The sequence below is a fragment of the Enterobacter sp. BIDMC 30 genome (assembly GCF_000534355.1).
GTDB classification, from domain to species: Bacteria; Pseudomonadota; Gammaproteobacteria; order Enterobacterales; family Enterobacteriaceae; genus Enterobacter; species Enterobacter ludwigii.
Genome location: NZ_KI973169.1, coordinates 1,061,783 through 1,079,450 on the forward strand (window position 1 = coordinate 1,061,783; position 17,668 = coordinate 1,079,450).

General features: G+C 55.0%; 21 protein-coding genes. 8 read left to right on the forward strand and 13 right to left on the reverse strand.

The genetic code is table 11. The annotated features are described in order from the left end of the window. Window positions 1-2 precede the first annotated feature (2 nt). Genes yggU through L466_RS17140 form a run of 3 tightly spaced genes read right to left on the reverse strand, consistent with a single transcriptional unit; the run spans window position 3 to window position 1,585 of the window. Window positions 3-299, reverse strand: coding sequence for a DUF167 family protein YggU (yggU, locus tag L466_RS17150; RefSeq protein WP_014885193.1), 297 nt, complete (start codon window positions 297-299; stop codon window positions 3-5). Further along, complete coding sequence (locus L466_RS17145; protein ID WP_014171570.1) at window positions 296-862, reverse strand: YggT family protein; 567 nt, start codon at window positions 860-862, stop codon at window positions 296-298. Before L466_RS17145 ends, yggU begins: the two co-directional genes overlap by 4 nt. Window positions 863-883: 21 nt before the next feature. After that, the gene (locus L466_RS17140) at window positions 884-1,585 is read right to left on the reverse strand and encodes a YggS family pyridoxal phosphate-dependent enzyme (RefSeq protein WP_014171569.1); all 702 of its coding nucleotides are present in this window, start codon (window positions 1,583-1,585) and stop codon (window positions 884-886) included. A 17-nt stretch (window positions 1,586-1,602) separates the two neighbouring features. Between L466_RS17140 and L466_RS17135 the strand changes: the two genes are divergently transcribed. Continuing rightward, on the forward strand, window positions 1,603-2,628 hold the full coding sequence (locus L466_RS17135) for a type IV pilus twitching motility protein PilT (RefSeq protein ID WP_032678947.1): 1,026 nt from the start codon (window positions 1,603-1,605) through the stop codon (window positions 2,626-2,628). On the opposite strand, the gene ruvX is transcribed toward L466_RS17135, so the two are convergent. The 9 genes from ruvX to L466_RS23585 all read right to left on the reverse strand — a co-directional run bounded on the left by ruvX (window position 2,594) and on the right by L466_RS23585 (window position 10,035). Further along, on the reverse strand, window positions 2,594-3,010 hold the full coding sequence (gene ruvX / locus L466_RS17130) for a Holliday junction resolvase RuvX (protein ID WP_014171567.1): 417 nt from the start codon (window positions 3,008-3,010) through the stop codon (window positions 2,594-2,596). The genes L466_RS17135 and ruvX overlap by 35 nt on opposite strands. After that, complete coding sequence (locus L466_RS17125) at window positions 3,010-3,570, reverse strand: YqgE/AlgH family protein (protein WP_020883695.1); 561 nt, start codon at window positions 3,568-3,570, stop codon at window positions 3,010-3,012. Before L466_RS17125 ends, ruvX begins: the two co-directional genes overlap by 1 nt. An 86-nt stretch (window positions 3,571-3,656) precedes the next feature. After that, on the reverse strand, window positions 3,657-4,604 hold the full coding sequence (gshB, locus tag L466_RS17120) for a glutathione synthase (RefSeq protein ID WP_020883696.1): 948 nt from the start codon (window positions 4,602-4,604) through the stop codon (window positions 3,657-3,659). Window positions 4,605-4,643: 39 nt separating this feature from the next. Beyond that, a complete protein-coding gene (rsmE, locus tag L466_RS17115; RefSeq protein WP_020883697.1) occupies window positions 4,644-5,375 on the reverse strand; it encodes a 16S rRNA (uracil(1498)-N(3))-methyltransferase in 732 nt (243 codons plus the stop codon). Between the two features lie 52 nt (window positions 5,376-5,427). Then, entirely contained in the window at window positions 5,428-6,135 is a 708-nt protein-coding gene (gene endA, locus L466_RS17110) for a deoxyribonuclease I (protein ID WP_020883698.1), read from the reverse strand. Window positions 6,136-6,229: 94 nt separating this feature from the next. Further along, window positions 6,230-6,727 (reverse strand): SprT family zinc-dependent metalloprotease, encoded by a 498-nt coding sequence (locus L466_RS17105; RefSeq protein WP_032670169.1) that lies wholly within the window; start codon window positions 6,725-6,727, stop codon window positions 6,230-6,232. Between the two features lie 58 nt (window positions 6,728-6,785). Next, on the reverse strand, window positions 6,786-8,183 hold the full coding sequence (galP, locus tag L466_RS17100) for a galactose/proton symporter (RefSeq protein ID WP_014171560.1): 1,398 nt from the start codon (window positions 8,181-8,183) through the stop codon (window positions 6,786-6,788). Window positions 8,184-8,550: 367 nt separating this feature from the next. After that, the gene (metK, locus tag L466_RS17095; protein WP_014171559.1) at window positions 8,551-9,705 is read right to left on the reverse strand and encodes a methionine adenosyltransferase; all 1,155 of its coding nucleotides are present in this window, start codon (window positions 9,703-9,705) and stop codon (window positions 8,551-8,553) included. A 147-nt stretch (window positions 9,706-9,852) separates the two neighbouring features. Then, a complete protein-coding gene (locus L466_RS23585) occupies window positions 9,853-10,035 on the reverse strand; it encodes a hypothetical protein (protein WP_025203262.1) in 183 nt (60 codons plus the stop codon). A 332-nt stretch (window positions 10,036-10,367) separates the two neighbouring features. Between L466_RS23585 and yqgB the strand changes: the two genes are divergently transcribed. From yqgB to speB, 3 genes are all read left to right on the forward strand, one after another. Continuing rightward, window positions 10,368-10,499, forward strand: coding sequence for an acid stress response protein YqgB (yqgB, locus tag L466_RS22955; protein WP_071605459.1), 132 nt, complete (start codon window positions 10,368-10,370; stop codon window positions 10,497-10,499). Window positions 10,500-10,507: 8 nt separating this feature from the next. Further along, window positions 10,508-12,484: a biosynthetic arginine decarboxylase gene (gene speA / locus L466_RS17090; protein ID WP_020883700.1), complete on the forward strand. Its 1,977-nt coding sequence runs from the start codon at window positions 10,508-10,510 to the stop codon at window positions 12,482-12,484. Window positions 12,485-12,692: 208 nt separating this feature from the next. Further along, entirely contained in the window at window positions 12,693-13,613 is a 921-nt protein-coding gene (gene speB / locus L466_RS17085; RefSeq protein ID WP_014071686.1) for an agmatinase, read from the forward strand. Between the two features lie 3 nt (window positions 13,614-13,616). On the opposite strand, the gene L466_RS17080 is transcribed toward speB, so the two are convergent. Next, window positions 13,617-14,828, reverse strand: a complete 1,212-nt coding sequence (locus L466_RS17080; RefSeq protein ID WP_025203263.1) for an MFS transporter — start codon at window positions 14,826-14,828, stop codon at window positions 13,617-13,619. Window positions 14,829-15,245: 417 nt separating this feature from the next. Here L466_RS17080 and L466_RS17075 point away from each other — a divergent pair, with 417 nt between their 5' ends. Genes L466_RS17075 through L466_RS17060 form a run of 4 tightly spaced genes read left to right on the forward strand, consistent with a single transcriptional unit; the run spans window position 15,246 to window position 17,656 of the window. Then, a complete protein-coding gene (locus L466_RS17075) occupies window positions 15,246-15,569 on the forward strand; it encodes a Rieske (2Fe-2S) protein (RefSeq protein ID WP_013098654.1) in 324 nt (107 codons plus the stop codon). After that, complete coding sequence (locus tag L466_RS17070; RefSeq protein ID WP_014171555.1) at window positions 15,566-15,874, forward strand: recombinase-like helix-turn-helix domain-containing protein; 309 nt, start codon at window positions 15,566-15,568, stop codon at window positions 15,872-15,874. The genes L466_RS17075 and L466_RS17070 overlap by 4 nt, the downstream gene beginning before the upstream one ends. Window positions 15,875-15,884: 10 nt before the next feature. Next, a complete protein-coding gene (locus L466_RS17065) occupies window positions 15,885-16,907 on the forward strand; it encodes an aromatic ring-hydroxylating oxygenase subunit alpha (RefSeq protein WP_032680321.1) in 1,023 nt (340 codons plus the stop codon). Further along, window positions 16,907-17,656, forward strand: a complete 750-nt coding sequence (locus L466_RS17060) for an SDR family oxidoreductase (protein WP_020883704.1) — start codon at window positions 16,907-16,909, stop codon at window positions 17,654-17,656. The genes L466_RS17065 and L466_RS17060 overlap by 1 nt, the downstream gene beginning before the upstream one ends. The last annotated feature ends 12 nt before the right edge of the window (window positions 17,657-17,668 follow it).

Genomic DNA, 17,668 nt, shown 5'->3' on the forward strand with positions numbered 1-17,668 from the left:
GTTTAATCCTGCTCTGTCAGCGCCGCGACTTCCGTCGGGATAGATTGCGGGTTGAGAATTTTTACCTGTTTATGCCGCCCAAGTTCACCTTTCTCGATGATCACCTGGCTTTTGGCGACACGAAACTGTTTTGCCAGATATTTGGTCAGATGCGCATTCGCCTGGCCATCAACCGGTGGGGCAGTGATGGCGACTTTTAGCTCGTCGCCATGCAGTCCAACAATACTGTCACGGCTGGCTTTCGGCTGAATATACAGCCGTAAAACCAGCCCGTCAGCGCAGGTGCTCACTGCACTCATAGCGCCATCCACAGCCCCGGCAGCAGCATATCGCCCGTGGACTGTAACAGCTCAGCGATCCCCATATTCACGACGTACAGCAGCAGAACCAGGATCATCGGAGAGAAATCGATGCCGCCCATAGATGGAAGCAGGTTACGGATTGGACGCAGCAGCGGTTCAGCCAGCTGAATTAACGCGTACTCCACCGGGCTACGGCCCTGGCTCACCCAGCTCATGATCGCCATGACCAGCAGTACCCAGAAGATCAGCAGACCGACGGTTTTTATCAGGATCAGAACAGCGGCAATCCAGATTATCGGCTGGAAGGTGATAACCATAAACAGCACAATCGCTTTGATAACGCTCAGAATAAACGCGACCAGCAGAGAAGCACTGTCAATGGGGCCCATCGCCGGAATGACGCGACGCAGCGGTCCTACGATAGGTTGCGTGATTTTCACGACAAACTGCGAGAACGGATTGTAAAAATCACAGCGGGCCCACTGCATCCAGACGCGCAGTAACAGCGCCATCGTATACAGCTCAATGACCGTTGAAAGCAGGAAAGTCAACGTCTTCATGGCGTTCCTCAGGTTTCCTTATTATTGGGTGTAATCGCGCGCACCGAAAATTGCCGTGCCGATGCGTACCATAGTGCTGCCTGCCGCGATGGCGGCTTCCATATCATCCGACATGCCCAGAGAAAGCGTGTCTACCGTTTCATAGCGCGCTTTAAGCGCCTCAAATGCTACAGCCATTTGCTGTGCCACGGCAAACTGCCTTTCATAACTTGACTCCGGTGCCGGGATGGCCATTAACCCGCGCAGGGTTAAGCGCGGCAGTGCCGCGACGTCTGCTGCCAGCGCATCCAGTTCTTCCAGCGCTATACCGGACTTGCTGTTTTCGTCACTGATGTTGACCTGAATCAGCACATTCAGCGGCGGTAACGCTTCAGGGCGCTGGTCGTTCAGGCGCGAAGCAATACGCAAACGGTCAATGGTATGGCACCAGTCGAAATGTTCAGCGACCAGACGGCTTTTGTTCGACTGCAAGGGGCCAATAAAGTGCCATTGCAGATCCGTCTTCCCCTGTTCCTGGAAGAAGCGAATTTTATCCACGCCCTCCTGCACGTAGTTTTCACCAAACGCATGCTGACCCGCCTCAATCGCATCTGCGATGGCGCTCGCAGGTTTGGTTTTACTCACTGCAAGTAACGTAATTTCTTCTGAAGCACGGCCGCAACGTGTTGCTGCAGCTGAGATTTTGTCCCGGACCTGTGCCAGGTTGTGCGCAATGTCGTTCATTTTCCGAGGAGTATTGTATGGATGTGGAAGAAATTGTGGCCCTTAGTGTAAAGCATAATGTCTCCGATCTACACCTGTGCAGTGATTCGCCACCGCGCTGGCGCAGATCCGGTCGTCTTGAACCCGCGCCGTTTCCGCCTCCCGAAGTCGATACGCTATTAAAAGCGTGGCTCAACGATGAACAGCAGGGAACGTGGTGGGCGAACGGACAGGTGGATTTTGCCGTTACCCTGGCGGGCAATCAGCGCCTGCGCGGAAGCGCGTTTAAACAGACAAGCGGCGTCTCAATGACGCTGCGGCTGTTACCCGGGGTCTGCCCGCAACTCTCCGCGTTGGGGGTGCCACGGGTTGTTCCTGAGCTGTTATCCAGTGACAACGGGCTAATTCTGGTCACCGGGGCAACCGGCAGCGGTAAGTCCACTACGCTGGCAGCGATGGTGGATTTTCTTAATCACCATACTGACGGGCATATTCTGACGCTCGAAGACCCGGTGGAGTTTCTGTACCAGAGCGAACGGTGCCTGATCCAGCAGCGCGAGATTGGCCAACACAGCCCGTCATTTGCCGACGCGCTGCGCGGGGCGTTACGCCAGGATCCTGATGTCATACTGCTGGGTGAGCTGCGCGACAGTGAAACGATCCGCCTCGCGCTGACGGCGGCGGAAACCGGACATCTGGTGCTCGCGACACTGCATACCCGCGGGGCAGCGCAGGCGATTGAGCGGCTGGTCGATACGTTTCCGGCGCAGGAGAAAGATCCGGTGCGTAATCAGCTGGCCGGCAGCCTGCGGGCGGTGCTGGCGCAAAAGCTCCTCCCCGATGCGCAGGGCGGGCGCGTGGCGCTTTATGAGCTGCTGGTGAATACTCCGGCGGCGGCGAATCTCATTCGCGAAGGAAAAACGTGGCAATTGCCCGGTATTATTCAAACCGGCCAGCAGGCGGGGATGCAGAACTTTGACCAGAGCCTGGCTGAAAGACGGGCGCAGGGGCAACTCCAGGCCCCGGCGCTCAATAACCCTGTTCGAAATAGCTTTCGAGAATGATGACAGCAGACGCGGAGTCAACGCTGCCTTTGTTGAGAGCCCTGAAGCCGCCGTGTTCAAAAAGACCTGCACGTGCTTCAACGGTGCTCAGACGCTCGTCGTGGAGCTTCACGGAGACGCCAAAGCGGCCATGGATTTTATTGGCGAACTTACGCGCTCGGGCGGTAAGCGGTTGTTCAGTGCCATCCATGTTCAGCGGTAACCCAACGATGACGTCATCCGGCTGCCACTCTTTTAGCAGGCGCTCGATGAGGTTCCAGTCCGGTGTGCCATCACTGGCCTTCAGGGCCGTGAGTGGACGTGCGGTACCCGTGATTCGCTGACCCACGGCGACGCCTATGCTTTTGGTGCCAAAATCGAAGGCCAGAAGTGTTCCGCTCATCAGGCATGCCCCGCTACGCCAGGCATAGTCAGGATATCAATGCCGATCAGTTTCGCGGCGTCACGCCAGCGATCGGCAATAGGGGTTTTAAACAGAATGTTCATGTCCGCAGGCGCGGTCAGCCAGGCGTTATCGAGGATCTCTTGCTCAAGCTGGCCTTTCTCCCAGGAGGAGTAGCCCAGGGCCACCAGCACTTCCGACGGCTGCTCAGCGGTACCCAGCGTTTCGAGCACGTCGCGAGAGGTTGTAATGACGGTGTTGTCAGAGATGCGAATACTGGAAGAGAAGACCGGCGGCGTATGCAGGATAAAACCGCGATCCTCTGCGAGTGGCCCGCCCAGCATCACCGGTTTATCAAGCCTGATTTCCGGCAGACGCTCTTCAGCCGAAATTTTCAGCTTGTCCAGAATCCCTTCAACCTGCAGGTTTTCCAGCGGTTTGTTGATGATAATGCCCATCGCGCCGTCTTCATTGTATTCACAAATATAAACCACGGCGCGGCGAAAAATCGGATCCTGGAGAGCAGGCATGGCAATAAGAAAGTGATGCTGTAAATTCATTGTCAGAGGTACTGTTTCCTGGTTTAAAAAGCGACAGCCCCAGTATGCGGACAAACCGGGGTGCTGTCACTAATAGTATTGAAAGGTTATTTCTGTAAACGTTTCTCGATGGCGTCCATCAGCATTCCGGTGATCGAAATCGGGAATTCCGCTTCGATTTCACGAATACAGGTTGGGCTGGTCACGTTCACTTCGGTCAGGCGATCGCCGATGATATCCAGGCCGACAAAAATCAGGCCCTTGGCTTTCAGTGTCGGGCCAACGCGGCGGGCAATTTCCCAGTCGCTTTCACTTAACGGGCGCGGCTCACCGCGGCCACCGGCCGCCAGGTTACCGCGGGTTTCGCCGCCCTGCGGGATACGCGCGAGGCAATACGGCACCGGTTCACCATCCACCACCAGAACGCGTTTATCGCCATCTTTAATGGCCGGGAGGTAGTTCTGTGCCATGCAGTAACGCGTGCCCAGCTCGGTCAGCGTTTCGGCAATCACCCCAATATTTGGGTCGCTCTCTTTCACGCGGAAAATAGATGCGCCACCCATGCCGTCCAGCGGTTTCATGATGATGTCGCCGTGTTTCTGCCAGAACGCTTTCAGCTGTGCCTTGTTGCGGGTCACCAGCGTTTCAGGCGTCAGGTCAGAGAACCATGCAGTGTAGAGCTTCTCGTTACAGTCGCGCAGGCTCTGCGGTTTGTTGACGATCAGCGTTCCTTTCTCTTCCGCGCGCTCAAGGATATAGGTGCAGTAGATGTATTCGGTGTCGAACGGAGGATCTTTACGCATCAGAATGACATTGAGGTCGGCAAGGGCAATATCCTGCTCGGTGCCGAATTCATACCATTTGTCGTAATTCTGCTCGACGTTAACGATGCGGGTGCGTGCGCGGGCTTCACCGTTGATCAGGTAAAGATCGTTCATCTCCATGTAGTGGAGTTCATAGCCGCGACGCTGCGCTTCCAGCAGCATCGCGAAGCTGGAATCTTTCTTGATGTTAATGTTTGCGATGGGATCCATCACGATGCCGAGCTTGATCATTTTCATCTCCGTTAAAAGCCTGAGGGCTCAGGCTTAGCGTTAACCCAGATCGCCAAAACGCACCTGTAGCGCGGTAATGGCTGTGAGTGCCGTTGTCTCAGTACGCAGAACGCGAGGTCCCAACAGAATATCAGTAAACTGGTAACGCGCCGTCATGGCAATTTCGTCAGCGGACAAGCCGCCTTCCGGACCAATCAGCAGGCGAACACGTTCAACGGGTAGCGGCAGCGTATTGATGCTGGCGCTGGCGCGTGGATGGAGATTGAGCTTCAGCCCGCTTTCCTCTTCAGCACACCAGTCCTCCAGATCCATCGCCGGGCGGATCTCCGGAATACGGTTGCGGCCACTCTGTTCACAGGCAGCAATGGCAATTTTCTGCCACTGCTGGATCTTTTTATTCAGACGTTCCGCATCCAGTTTAACGCCACAGCGCTCAGAAAAAAGTGGCGTAATGAGGCTTACACCCAGTTCAATGGATTTCTGGATGGTGAATTCCATCTTTTCTCCGCGCGACATCACCTGTCCCAGGTGTATGTGCAGCGGAGATTCACGGTCATCCACTTCGCCGCGCAATATCGTTACATGCACGCTTTTTTTATCAGCACGCGTAATTTCCGCGTCGAAAACCTGATTAGAACCATCAAACAGCTGAATAGCTTGTCCTGCTCCCATGCGCAGTACGCGACCAACATGGTTGGCGGCATCGTCAGAGAGGGCAATTTCGCGGCCGACGGTAATCAGCTCAGGGTGGTAGATGCGAGGAATGCGCATAGTCAGAAATTCCATATGTCATGCGGTGTAAGCGAATTGCCGCTAGTGTAGGTTAGCTCTTTTGCGCCTGGCAAGCCCGCTGGACGTAAGGGTTGTGATTACCCTGAACTTTCGCGATGCGCGCGTCACGCTGGCATTCCCATTCCGTCACCGGATATTGCTTGTCCCATGCGTTGAACAGCTGCGTCTGCTGGCGGGAAAGGTTGAGGTCGTAACGGTCACGCATATAGAAATAGGTGCGGGCGATACTGCCGCGCGCGCGGGCCGGGGGCTCAGCGACTTTCTCTTTAAAATCAACTTTCATGCCGCACTGGCCGTACTGACCCTCTCCGCCGTTCCACTGGCTGTACATAAAGTTGCCGCGATCGCCATTCACCTCGCCAACCGCGGGTTGCAGGTTGTGCATATCGCTTTCCATCTGGCGATAGACCGGATCTTTGGCGCAATTTTTACGACCGCCATCCTGCCAGCACTGACGCTGGTGGCCAAACTGCCATGCCGGCACCACGTGTTCCCACTCGATGCGGCTGGCGCGGTTTTCATTCTTACGCACTTTATAGCCGCAGGATTCGAGATCAACGATCCCTTTTTTACCCTGCCAGTTAATCTTACAGCCGCAATAAAAATCACCGGGAACATCCGCGTTGACCTTCACGCCCGCCGCTTTTGCCTGGGAGAAACTGTTAATACCGTCGGCCAGAGCCTGGCCGGAGAGTGCTGTCGCCAGAAAAGCGACCGCGAGAGAAAAATTACGGGACATCTTACACTCCGTGTCAAAACGAGCCCGCAACGTAACGAATGTTGTTCCTGTATGCAATCAGTCAGATCAGGAAAGTTCCTGAAAGTTCAGTTGGTTATTCCGCGACCAGCGGTTCACCACATTTGACGCAACGGTAGGTGGCCTCGCCGCGCACCACGCGATTATGACGGCGAACAGTAAGCTGATGCTGCTGACACTGGCAGCGGTAGGGGAAGGTATTGCGGCGTACCGACTCAAGTTCAAACTGATGGGTTCTGCGTGCCGGAACGCCCAGCACGGCTTCCATCATCCACTTCCACTCTTTGCCGTGGGGTGCCACGCGGCCAAAGTGTTTCCATACCAGCAGGTGCGCCAGCTCGTGCGGCACCACTTCCTCAATAAACGCCTGCTGATTTTCCAGCATCAGCACCGGGTTCAGACGGATCTCATAGGATTCGAGCCACGCCGTGCCCGCCGCCGTGCCACGCTGTTGGTAGACGAGTTTCGGCTCAGGGTAATTCCGGCCGAGTTTCAGGTTGGCCTGAGCGAGTTTTTCCCGCAGGCTGCGCATAACGGCTTGCTGAAGGGCGATGGGGAGACGGGGTGCTTTCATAGGGGCAGAGCATAAAGCGCGAAGCGGGGAGGTGCAAGAGGCACCTCCCGCCAGAGAATTAGTCGTGTGCGCCAATCTCGCGCAGTGGACGACCTTTCATCAGGTTACGTTCAATATGTTCCAGTGACACGTGTTTGGTTTCAGGAACCAGCCACAGCGTCAGAACAATAAAGAAGATGTTCAGGCCGGAGTAGACCCAGAAGGTGTTCGCGTTGCCCAGCGTATTGAGCATGGTCAGGAACGTCGCACCGACAATCATGTTGGCAATCCAGTTGGTCGCGGTGGAGCAGGTGATACCGAAATCACGCCCTTTCAGCGGCTGGATTTCAGAGCACAGCACCCAAATCAGCGGACCGGCGCTCATCGCAAACCCGACGATAAACATCAGCAGCATGCCCACTGCGAAATACTGGGCGGTTGGAGAGTGAATCCCCACGTGCATCATCGTGCCGAGAACCCCCATACCGGCGGCCATCACCAGGAAGCCCAGCGTCAGGGTTGGCTTACGGCCCCAGCGGTCCACCAGACCGATAGCGATAAAGGTCGCCAGAACGTTGGTCAGCCCAACGATGACGGTCCCCCACATCTGCTCGGTGGTATTGGTATACCCCGCCAGTTCAAAGATTTTTGGCGCGTAGTACATGATGACGTTCATCCCGGTGAACTGCTGCATCACCTGCAGGAGCACGCCCAGGAATACCGCACGACGGAAGTTGCTGTTCTCTTTAAACAGCGCCCAGCCTGACTGTTTTACCTTCAGGCTCTCGCGGATCTCTTCCAGTTCGTTTTTGGCTTCCGCGCTGGTATCGCGCAGTCGCAGCAGCACGCGCTCGGCATCGACGAAACGACGCTTCGCTGCAAACCAGCGTGGGCTGTCCGGCAGGAAGAAAACGCCAATCAGCAGCAGAATGGCAGGGATAATGATCACGCCAAGCATCCAGCGCCATGCGCCGCTGTAGCTGAACGCGGTATCGGAAAGGTAAGCTCCGAGGATGCCGATGGTGATCATCAGCTGGTACATCGAAATCATGCTGCCACGGATTTTCTCGGGTGCGATTTCAGAGAGATAGAGTGGGGCGGTATACGACGCCACACCCACGGCCAGGCCAAGCAGCACGCGAGAAAGCAGCAATACCTCAACGTTTGGAGCCGCTGCTGAGAAGAGCGAACCGGCAACAAACAGGATTGCACCGATCATCAGGCTCTTTTTGCGGCCTAGCCTGAAAGAGAGCCAGCCGCTGCCCACGGCACCCACGGCCGCACCAAACATCATGGAACTTACTACCCACTCCTGGGTGTGAGCGCTTATCTGGAACTCTTCAGTGATAAAGGGTAACGCACCAGCAATCACGCCAATGTCCAGGCCAAAAAGTAATCCTGCCAGGGCGGCGAGGAAGCAGACGAAAAATGTCATCGCCTTATTGGACGTACGCCCCTGTTTTTTATTGTCAGGCATTATGCCCTCCAGTTGGGTTATCAGTTTTATCGATGTTAAGGGTAAGTGAGCAACCCGTATAAATATGTGAGATAAATCACATTGGTGTAATCGGTTACACTGGTGTGCAACCGTAAATAAAATTAAAGCTTTGAAAATATAGAGGTAAATTAGTTGATGCGCATCGCGTTTGAATGAATTTCAGACTTAACTGAAAGGAAATGTAACAGCATAAGACATGCGATCATGCAAAGAGATTATTCTGAAAGCGAGGTATATCGGGTGGGGTGTAATCGGTTTCACGCAAAGCGCAATGTCAGGCTCTCTGGCTGCCAAAAGCAAAAGGCCAGCACGGGGCTGGCCTTTTTTAACATTCGCTGTCAGTCGATTATTTCAGACCAGCAGCTTCACGCAGCAGAGCGGCTTTGTCGGTTTTTTCCCATGGGAAATGTTCACGACCAAAGTGACCGTATGCAGCGGTTTCTTTGTAGATTGGGTGCAGCAGATCCAGCATCTGAATCAGACCGTATGGGCGCAGGTCGAAGAACTCGCGCACCAGCAGCGTCAGTTGCTCGGATGGCACTTTCTCGGTACCAAAGGTTTCAACCATGATGGAGGTCGGTTCAGCCACGCCGATAGCGTAGGAAACCTGAATCTCACAGCGGTCAGCCAGGCCAGCAGCAACGATGTTTTTCGCAACATAACGCGCAGCGTACGCAGCAGAACGGTCAACTTTAGACGGGTCTTTACCGGAGAAGGCACCGCCACCGTGACGTGCCATGCCGCCGTAGGTATCAACGATGATTTTACGGCCGGTCAGACCGCAGTCACCCATTGGGCCGCCGATCACAAAGCGTCCGGTTGGGTTGATGAAGTATTTGGTTGCGGAGCTCAGCCATTCAGTTGGCAGAACCGGCTTGATGATCTCTTCCATCACTGCTTCCTGCAGGGATTTCTGGTCGATCTCTTCGGAATGCTGAGTAGACAGAACGACCGCGTCAATACCGACGATTTTGCCGTCGTCGTACTGGAAGGTCACCTGGCTTTTCGCATCAGGACGCAGCCATGGCAGGGTGCCATTCTTGCGCACTTCAGCCTGACGCTGCACCAGACGGTGTGCGTAGGTCACTGGCGCTGGCATCAGCACGTCAGTTTCGTTGGTTGCATAACCAAACATCAGGCCCTGGTCGCCCGCGCCCTGTTCCAGCGGATCGGCACGGTCAACGCCCTGGTTGATGTCCGGAGACTGTTTGCCAATTGCGCTCAGTACCGCGCAAGAGTTGGCATCAAAGCCCATATCAGAATGGACATAACCGATCTCACGAACCGTGTTACGGGTGATCTCTTCGATATCCACCCATGCGCTGGTGGTGATCTCACCGCCAACCAGAACCATGCCGGTTTTGACGTAGGTTTCACACGCGACGCGCGCTTTTGGATCCTGCGTCAGGATCGCATCAAGCACCGCATCGGAGATTTGGTCAGCAATTTTATCTGGATGTCCTTCTGATACGGACTCGGACGTAAACAGGTGTTTTGCCATGTTTTATTTCACCTAAAAGGAATTTGTTTAGCTCAAGCTGCTGTGTGGAATAGCCAAAGGAGATAATTCTACCAAGGCCTGCAGGTTAATGACACTGGCAGTCTGAGTGTTAATCAGTATGGATGGATTAACATCTGGATGGCTATTTTAGGTCAGTTCTTCGCCCGATTTCCAGTTTTTTTTGACTAACCTCTCACTGAGTTGAATTCGCTGCTGGAAATTTTTCCTGACGGCGCTGGCAACCCGCGCATTTATCTTTTGCAATTTACCCCTGTTCTCGGTATAAAACGCGGCGCGCGGCTCATACCAATAAGCGCTCGATGAACTCATCGTGTCGCCACTTCCAGCCGGGTTAAGCAGTGAACTTTTAGCTTTGGCTTGTGGTCCGTTTCAGCAGGAGCGGCCGTGGAGGTGATACGAGATAATGAACCAGTGTTTTCCGCTAATTCAGCGCAGCCGTTCTGGCGCGTATTTGATTCCCGCAACCCGCATTTCTAATCTGCAAACCTGCCGATGTTATACCCATCTCGGGGCTTCTCAGGATTCCAGGGCCGGTCACGCTTTGTGAAAACTGAACAAGGGCGCTCTTGTTAAGACAAGAGTTTTCTCGTGGTTTCGCCGAACGTTGTCATAATTAAGTTCGGACACGTGTTTACAATGATATGAATATGAAACCGGTCGCACGGTCTGGTTTTCAGCATAGTCTGCTGGGAAATGGATCCGTTTATGGGTTGTTATCGCCGTATAACGCTGCGATAGTAGTCAACTGTTTTACACTTAATACAAAGAGTTGAGGTTCGCTATGTCTGACGACATGTCTTCGCTTTCGCCTTCGTCAGCGGGCGAACAGGGTGTACTACGTTCCATGCAGGAGGTTGCGATGAGCTCCCAGGAAGCCAGCAAGATGCTGCGCACTTACAATATTGCCTGGTGGGGCAATAACTACTACGACGTCAACGAACTGGGCCATATCAGCGTTTGCCCGGATCCTGACGTTCCTGAAGCGCGCGTGGATCTCGCCAAACTGGTGAAAGCACGCGAGGCGCAGGGCCAGCGTTTGCCTGCACTGTTCTGCTTCCCGCAGATCCTGCAACATCGTCTGCGTTCCATTAACGCCGCGTTTAAACGCGCGCGTGAATCTTACGGCTATAAAGGCGATTACTTCCTGGTTTACCCTATCAAGGTGAACCAGCACCGCCGCGTGATTGAATCATTGATCCACTCCGGTGAACCGCTGGGCCTGGAAGCGGGTTCCAAAGCGGAGCTGATGGCCGTGCTGGCACATGCTGGCATGACCCGTTCGGTGATCGTCTGTAACGGTTATAAAGACCGTGAATACATTCGTCTGGCGCTGATTGGCGAAAAGATGGGCCACAAAGTCTATCTGGTTATCGAGAAGATGACAGAGATCGCTATCGTGCTGGAAGAGGCAGAGCGTCTGAACGTTATCCCGCGTCTGGGCGTGCGTGCGCGTCTGGCGTCGCAGGGTTCCGGTAAATGGCAGTCCTCAGGCGGCGAAAAATCCAAATTTGGTCTCGCGGCGACCCAGGTTCTGCAGCTGGTTGAGATTCTGCGTGAGCGTGGTCGTCTGGACAGCATTCAGCTGTTGCACTTCCACCTCGGCTCGCAGATGGCCAACATTCGCGACATCGCCACCGGCGTACGCGAATCAGCACGTTTTTACGTTGAGCTGCACAAGCTTGGCGTAAACATTCAGTGCTTCGACGTGGGCGGTGGTCTGGGCGTGGATTATGAAGGTACCCGCTCGCAGTCCGACTGTTCCGTGAACTACGGCCTGAACGAATATGCCAATAACATCATCTGGGCGATTGGCGATGCCTGTGAAGAGCACGGCCTGCCGCACCCAACTGTGATCACCGAGTCTGGTCGCGCGGTTACCGCACACCACACCGTGCTGGTATCGAACATTATCGGCGTTGAGCGCAGTGAAATTTCCGAGGTAACCCCGCCGGCTGAGGACGCGCCTCGTGCGCTGCAAAGCATGTGGGAGACCTGGCAGGAGATGCACGAGCCGGGTACCCGCCGTTCGCTGCGCGAGTGGCTGCACGACAGCCAGATGGACCTGCATGATATTCATGTGGGGTATTCATCGGGCACGTTCAGCCTGCAGGAACGCGCATGGGCAGAGCAGCTTTATCTGAACATGTGCCACGACGTACAGCAGCAGCTGGACCCGAGCAACCGTGCCCACCGTCCGATTATTGACGAACTGCAGGAGCGCATGGCGGACAAAATGTACGTCAACTTCTCGCTGTTCCAGTCGATGCCGGATGCCTGGGGTATCGATCAGCTGTTCCCGGTTCTGCCGCTGGAAGGGCTGAACCACGCCCCGGAACGTCGTGCGGTGCTGCTGGACATCACCTGCGACTCCGACGGTGCTATCGATCACTACGTCGACGGCGACGGTATCGCGACCACGATGCCTATGCCAGAGTACGATCCGGAGAACCCGCCGATGCTGGGCTTCTTCATGGTTGGTGCCTATCAGGAGATCCTCGGCAACATGCATAACCTGTTCGGTGATACCGAAGCGGTTGACGTGTTTGTCTTCCCTGACGGCAGCGTGGAAGTTGAGCTGTCCGACGAGGGGGACACCGTGGCGGATATGCTCGAATACGTTCAGCTGGATCCGAAAAAGCTGCTGACCCAGTTCCGTGACCAGGTGAAAAATACCGGTCTGGACGATGCGCTGCAGCAGCAGTTCCTGGAAGAGTTTGAAGCGGGTCTTTACGGATACACCTATCTGGAAGACGAGTAAGTAAACCTGCCTCTCTCTGTTGGAGAGGGGCGGCGTGAGGGCAAGGGGCAATACCCTCGCCTATACTCACTTGAACCCGTATGAATTAGCGGCGATAATTCGCCCCAATAAGCGATTTACAAATCAATCCCTTCCTCGTCGGGTTTAACGACGCGGAGGGGATTTTTTTCATCTGTTTTTAATGTATCGACTTTAAAGAGGTCAGGACATGAGCACTTTAGGCCATCAGTACGATAACTCTCTGGTATCTAACGCGTTTGGTTTTTTACGTCTCCCGATGAACTTCCAGCCGTACGACAGTGACGCTGACTGGGTGATCACCGGCGTGCCGTTTGATATGGCCACGTCAGGCCGTGCTGGTGGCCGTCATGGTCCGGCAGCTATTCGTCAGGTCTCCACTAACCTGGCCTGGGAGCACAACCGCTTCCCGTGGAACTTCGACATGCGCGAGCGCCTGAACGTGGTTGACTGCGGTGACCTGGTGTACGCCTTTGGCGACGCGCGCGAGATGAGTGAAAAACTGCAGGCCCATGCCGAAAAACTGCTGGCTGCCGGTAAACGCATGCTCTCCTTCGGGGGTGACCACTTCGTCACGCTGCCGCTGCTGCGTGCTCACGCGAAGCACTTCGGTAAGATGGCGCTGGTGCATTTTGATGCCCATACCGACACCTACGCGAACGGCTGTGAATTCGACCATGGCACCATGTTCTTCACCGCGCCAAACGAAGGTCTGATCGATCCAAACCACTCTGTGCAGATCGGTATCCGTACCGAGTTTGATAAAGACAACGGCTTCACCGTGCTGGATGCCGGCCAGGTGAACGATCGCGGCGTGGATGACATCATCGCTCAGGTAAAACAGATTGTCGGCGATATGCCGGTTTACCTGACCTTCGATATCGACTGCCTGGATCCGGCGTTTGCCCCGGGCACCGGCACGCCGGTGATCGGCGGCCTGACCTCTGACCGCGCCATCAAACTGGTACGCGGCCTGAAGGATCTGAACATCGTGGGTATGGACGTGGTGGAAGTGGCTCCGGCTTACGACCAGTCAGAGATCACTGCTCTGGCAGCGGCCACCCTCGCGCTGGAAATGCTCTACATCCAGGCCGCGAAAAAAGGCGAATAAGCCTTACGCCCGGATTGCTGCTGCGCGACGCATGCGCAGCAGCAACATGCCTCCTGCCAGCAGGGTGATAACCTGCGAGACGACCAGCACCGAAAACCCTGAGCTGACTGAACCCACCGATTTCATGACCATCCCCATCAGCAGCGGAATAAACGCCGCGCAAATATTCCCAATCCCGTTGATGATCCCGTAGGCACTGCCAACGGCTTCCCGCGCCGCATGATGCTGGATAACCGCCGGAATGGCTGCCCCCTGAAGTCCCCAGAAAATATTGGCCGAGAGCATAAATAGCGCCAGCCAGCCGGGCTGGTGGCTCAGCATCAGCATGACGACGGAACTCGCCGTTAAGATCCCGCCCACCACAAACAGCAGCGGTGCCTGGTCCGGGCGCATTTTGTCGAGCAGCACACCGCCCAGAAACTTTGAGCCAAGACTCAGCAGGAAGGGGATAGCCGCGAGAAAGCCGGTCGCGTGCAGGGAGAAGTGGTGTTCATCGCGCAGCCAGGCCGGAAGCCAGGCGCTGCTGCCCCAGAGATAACTCAGCGTGGCGATTTCAACCAGCAGGATCCAGCCCAGAAGCGGCGTCTGCCAGGCAAGCGTAAAGGTCTGCACAAACCCGGACGTTCGGCGCTTTTCCGAATGTTGAGGGGCCGGCAGGAAACGCCAGATTAACCCCCCACCCAGCGCCAGATTGATCGCCGCGAGGGCATAAAATGAGCCCGCCCAGCCAAGGTGTGCCATCAGCCAGGTGATCAGCGGAAAGCCTACTGCCAGCCCCAGTGAAACGCCCAGCGCGGTAACGGCGTTGGGCTTGCCAATCTCCCCGGCGCTAAAGTTATCGCTGATAAAGCGTGTTTTCAGTGAAAAGAGTGGGCCTTCGGCAATGCCCAAAATCAGGCGGGCGATGAGCATGCCCATCAGCGACCCCAGCAGTGGCGAGATGGCGCAAACCACGGCCCATATCGCAATGCTGGTTAACAATCCCTGTCGATAATGTAATTTGCTTTCGATAACTGGGGTCAATAGTAAAGCGGAAAAACCATAACCCAGCAAAAAGCAGGTCATGAGCATTCCCTGTAACATTCTGTTTTCATTTAGCTGAAAATGTTCGGCAAATTCAGGGTTTAAAATCATCACCGAGATATTTACTCGGTCAACGTAGGAAATAATAATGAGCACCAGAAGTGCCACCGTGCCTTGCCATCTTGCCGTCATTTAACCCGCCTTAATCGTGCTGTCTGTTTATATTTTTTATGAACGTTATTGTCACGTAACTAAAATGATTCACCTGTGAAACTCTTTGTTTTAATGAGATAAATTAAATAAAAGTTTCACAGGTGAAACGCCATAGGTATGCGCGTATATAATTTTTAAGGAATAAAAAGAAAAGAAGTCAATCTCTATTCTAAAAAATAAAACATCATCAAAAAAATGTATTCATTCACGCCTTAATAATGAAAATTTCATATCGCTGCATTTTTTCGTGATCGCTTGCACACTTAGCTAATTAAACCTCGACTGATTAACAAATTCGTCACATTCGCGCTTGACGAAACATTCATCGCTTTTATATTGACCGTATTAAATAAGAAACAGAGTTTCATATATGAAACAAAAGCCTGGAGGATCGTGATGAGCTGGATAGGCGTATGTGACGCAGAACAAGTACAGGAAGATTTCCCTTTTAGCGGTAACGTCGAGGGCAAAGAGATCGGCGTTTATTTGATTGATGGCGAATATTACGCGCTGGAAGACGTATGCCCGCACGCTTACGCGCTGCTGAGTCAGGGTTTCGTCGAGGACGGTAAAGTGGAATGTCCGCTGCATGAGGCGGTTTTCGATGTCAAAACCGGCCAGTGCCTGCACGGCCCCGGCGGACGTAACCTCAATCGTTACCCGGTTCGGGTATTTGAAAACCAGATCCAGATTACCTTCGTCGAGGAGACAGTGGCATGAGCGAAAGTCTGAACTTCAACCCGGCGCTGCCGGAAAGCCGTCAGTTTACCCCTCCGGCTGAGGGCGGTAACGGCGCCATCCATAAGCCCGGTGATTACCAGAACCTGATCTGGCAGACCCGCAGCCGCGTACCGGAAAACTGGGAAATCACGCTTATTTCCACGCTGGAAGACCTTTTCGAACAGGGGGCTGAAACCGTGCCGGAACTGGTCAACGGGCTGAACGCGGTACGTATGCACGATCAGCAGGGCGAGCCATGGAGCGATGCCAGCTTCCAGGCTTTCTTACAGGTTAACGGCTACTGAGGGCAATGCGATGACGACTACCGTACAAAACTATCTTGATAAAGGTCTGCGCGGCCTCTGGTACCCGGTGCTGGCCAGTTGGGAAGTTCAGTCTGCGCCCGTGGGGATCACCCGTCTGGGCGAACAGATTGTGGTCTGGCGCAACAAAGATGGCCAGGTGCAGGCGCTGGAAGATCGCTGTCCGCACCGTGGCGCGCGTCTGTCGATGGGCTGGAATCTGGGCGATCGTATCGCCTGCTGGTATCACGGCGTGGAAGTTGCGGGCAACGGCGAAGTGAAGGATGTGCCTGCAGTGGACAAATGTCCGCTGGTCGGCCAGCAGTGTGTGCGCAGCTACAACGTGCAGGAAGTGCACGGGGCCATCTTCCTTTGGTTTGGCGTTACCGCCGATCAGCAACCCGACGAACTGAGCTTCCCGGACGAACTGGCTGACACCGACGCCTACAGCAATTTCCTCTGCACCGCCGCGTGGAAATGCAATTACCAGTACGCACTGGAAAACGTGATGGACCCGATGCACGGCACCTATCTGCACTCTTCGTCGCACTCCATGGCGGAAGGGGATCGCAAAGCGGATATGGTTCTGCAGCCAACGAAAACCGGGTTTATCTTCGAGAAAAAAGGCCAGAGCGGCGTCAACTTCGACTGGGTTGAGCTGGGCAACAGCGGCACCTACTGGATGCGTTTGTCCATTCCTTATAAGAATCGTTTCGGGCCGGGCGGTCACTTCTTCATTGTTGGCATGGTGGTGCCGGAAGATAACGATAACTGCCGCGTCTTCTTCTGGCGTATCCGCCGCGTGCAGGGCTGGCAGCGCGATATGTGGCGTTTTATGTACCGTAACCGTCTGGAAAAACTGCACTGGGAAGTTCTTGAGCAGGACCGCGTGGTGCTGGAGAGCATGGCGCCAGATGCACGGGAACACGAATACCTTTACCAGCATGATGTGGGCCTTTCGCGCCTGCGCCGCATGATGCAAAAAGCGGCGAAAGAGCAGCTGGCGGCGCGTGAAGCTCAGCAGGGAGCCGCCTGATGAATGGGCTGCTGAACGGGAAACGCATCGTGGTGACCGGTGCCGCGCGTGGGCTGGGCTTTCATTTCGCGAAAGCCTGCGCAGAGCAGGGCGCGGCGGTGGTGATGTGCGACATCCTTCAGGGCGAACTGGCTGAAAGCGCGCATGGCTTAAGTGAGAAGGGCTATGCGATTGAATCACACGTTATCGATCTGGCCGATCCGCTCTCCATTTCGCGGGTGTTCAGCGCTATTGGCGAACAGGGACCGATCGACGGTCTGGTCAATAACGCGGCGATGGCGACCGGGGTCGGCGGTAAGGACATGCTTGATTACGATCCGGATCTGTGGGACCGGGTGATGAGCGTTAACGTCAAAGGCACCTGGCTGGTTACCCGGGATGCGGTACCGCTGCTGCGCGAAGGGGCAGCCATTGTCAATGTGGCTTCCGATACCGCGCTGTGGGGCGCGCCGCGTCTGATGGCCTACGTGGCCAGCAAGGGCGCCGTGATTGCCATGACCCGTTCAATGGCACGTGAGCTGGGTGAAAAACGCATTCGTATTAACGCCATCGCCCCGGGCTTAACCCGCGTCGAAGCGACGGAATATGTTCCTGCAGAGCGGCATCAGCTTTACGAAAACGGCCGGGCGCTCACCGGGGCGCAGCAGCCGGAAGACGTCACCGGCAGCGTGGTCTGGCTGTTAAGCGATCTGTCGCGGTTTATCACCGGCCAGCTGATTCCGGTCAACGGCGGTTTTGTCTTTAACTGAGGTAAAGCAAAT

Bases quoted from the DNA above. Each gene is read 5' to 3' on its own strand.
- L466_RS17145 (WP_014171570.1), bottom strand. From the start codon at position 862: ATGAAGACGTTGACTTTCCTGCTTTCAACGGTCATTGAGCTGTATACG.
- rsmE (WP_020883697.1), bottom strand. From the start codon at position 5,375: ATGCGCATTCCTCGCATCTACCACCCTGAGCTGATTACCGTCGGCCGC.
- L466_RS17140 (WP_014171569.1), bottom strand. From the start codon at position 1,585: ATGAACGACATTGCGCACAACCTGGCACAGGTCCGGGACAAAATCTCA.
- endA (WP_020883698.1), bottom strand. From the start codon at position 6,135: ATGTCCCGTAATTTTTCTCTCGCGGTCGCTTTTCTGGCGACAGCACTC.
- ruvX (WP_014171567.1), bottom strand. From the start codon at position 3,010: ATGAGCGGAACACTTCTGGCCTTCGATTTTGGCACCAAAAGCATAGGC.
- L466_RS17070 (WP_014171555.1), top strand. From the start codon at position 15,566: ATGAGCGAAAGTCTGAACTTCAACCCGGCGCTGCCGGAAAGCCGTCAG.
- speB (WP_014071686.1), top strand. From the start codon at position 12,693: ATGAGCACTTTAGGCCATCAGTACGATAACTCTCTGGTATCTAACGCG.
- L466_RS17060 (WP_020883704.1), top strand. From the start codon at position 16,907: ATGAATGGGCTGCTGAACGGGAAACGCATCGTGGTGACCGGTGCCGCG.
- galP (WP_014171560.1), bottom strand. From the start codon at position 8,183: ATGCCTGACAATAAAAAACAGGGGCGTACGTCCAATAAGGCGATGACA.
- L466_RS17075 (WP_013098654.1), top strand. From the start codon at position 15,246: ATGAGCTGGATAGGCGTATGTGACGCAGAACAAGTACAGGAAGATTTC.
- metK (WP_014171559.1), bottom strand. From the start codon at position 9,705: ATGGCAAAACACCTGTTTACGTCCGAGTCCGTATCAGAAGGACATCCA.
- L466_RS17065 (WP_032680321.1), top strand. From the start codon at position 15,885: ATGACGACTACCGTACAAAACTATCTTGATAAAGGTCTGCGCGGCCTC.
- L466_RS23585 (WP_025203262.1), bottom strand. From the start codon at position 10,035: ATGAGTTCATCGAGCGCTTATTGGTATGAGCCGCGCGCCGCGTTTTAT.
- yggU (WP_014885193.1), bottom strand. From the start codon at position 299: ATGAGTGCAGTGAGCACCTGCGCTGACGGGCTGGTTTTACGGCTGTAT.
- L466_RS17105 (WP_032670169.1), bottom strand. From the start codon at position 6,727: ATGAAAGCACCCCGTCTCCCCATCGCCCTTCAGCAAGCCGTTATGCGC.
- L466_RS17080 (WP_025203263.1), bottom strand. From the start codon at position 14,828: ATGACGGCAAGATGGCAAGGCACGGTGGCACTTCTGGTGCTCATTATT.
- yqgB (WP_071605459.1), top strand. From the start codon at position 10,368: ATGAATATGAAACCGGTCGCACGGTCTGGTTTTCAGCATAGTCTGCTG.
- L466_RS17125 (WP_020883695.1), bottom strand. From the start codon at position 3,570: ATGAATTTACAGCATCACTTTCTTATTGCCATGCCTGCTCTCCAGGAT.
- speA (WP_020883700.1), top strand. From the start codon at position 10,508: ATGTCTGACGACATGTCTTCGCTTTCGCCTTCGTCAGCGGGCGAACAG.
- L466_RS17135 (WP_032678947.1), top strand. From the start codon at position 1,603: ATGGATGTGGAAGAAATTGTGGCCCTTAGTGTAAAGCATAATGTCTCC.
- gshB (WP_020883696.1), bottom strand. From the start codon at position 4,604: ATGATCAAGCTCGGCATCGTGATGGATCCCATCGCAAACATTAACATC.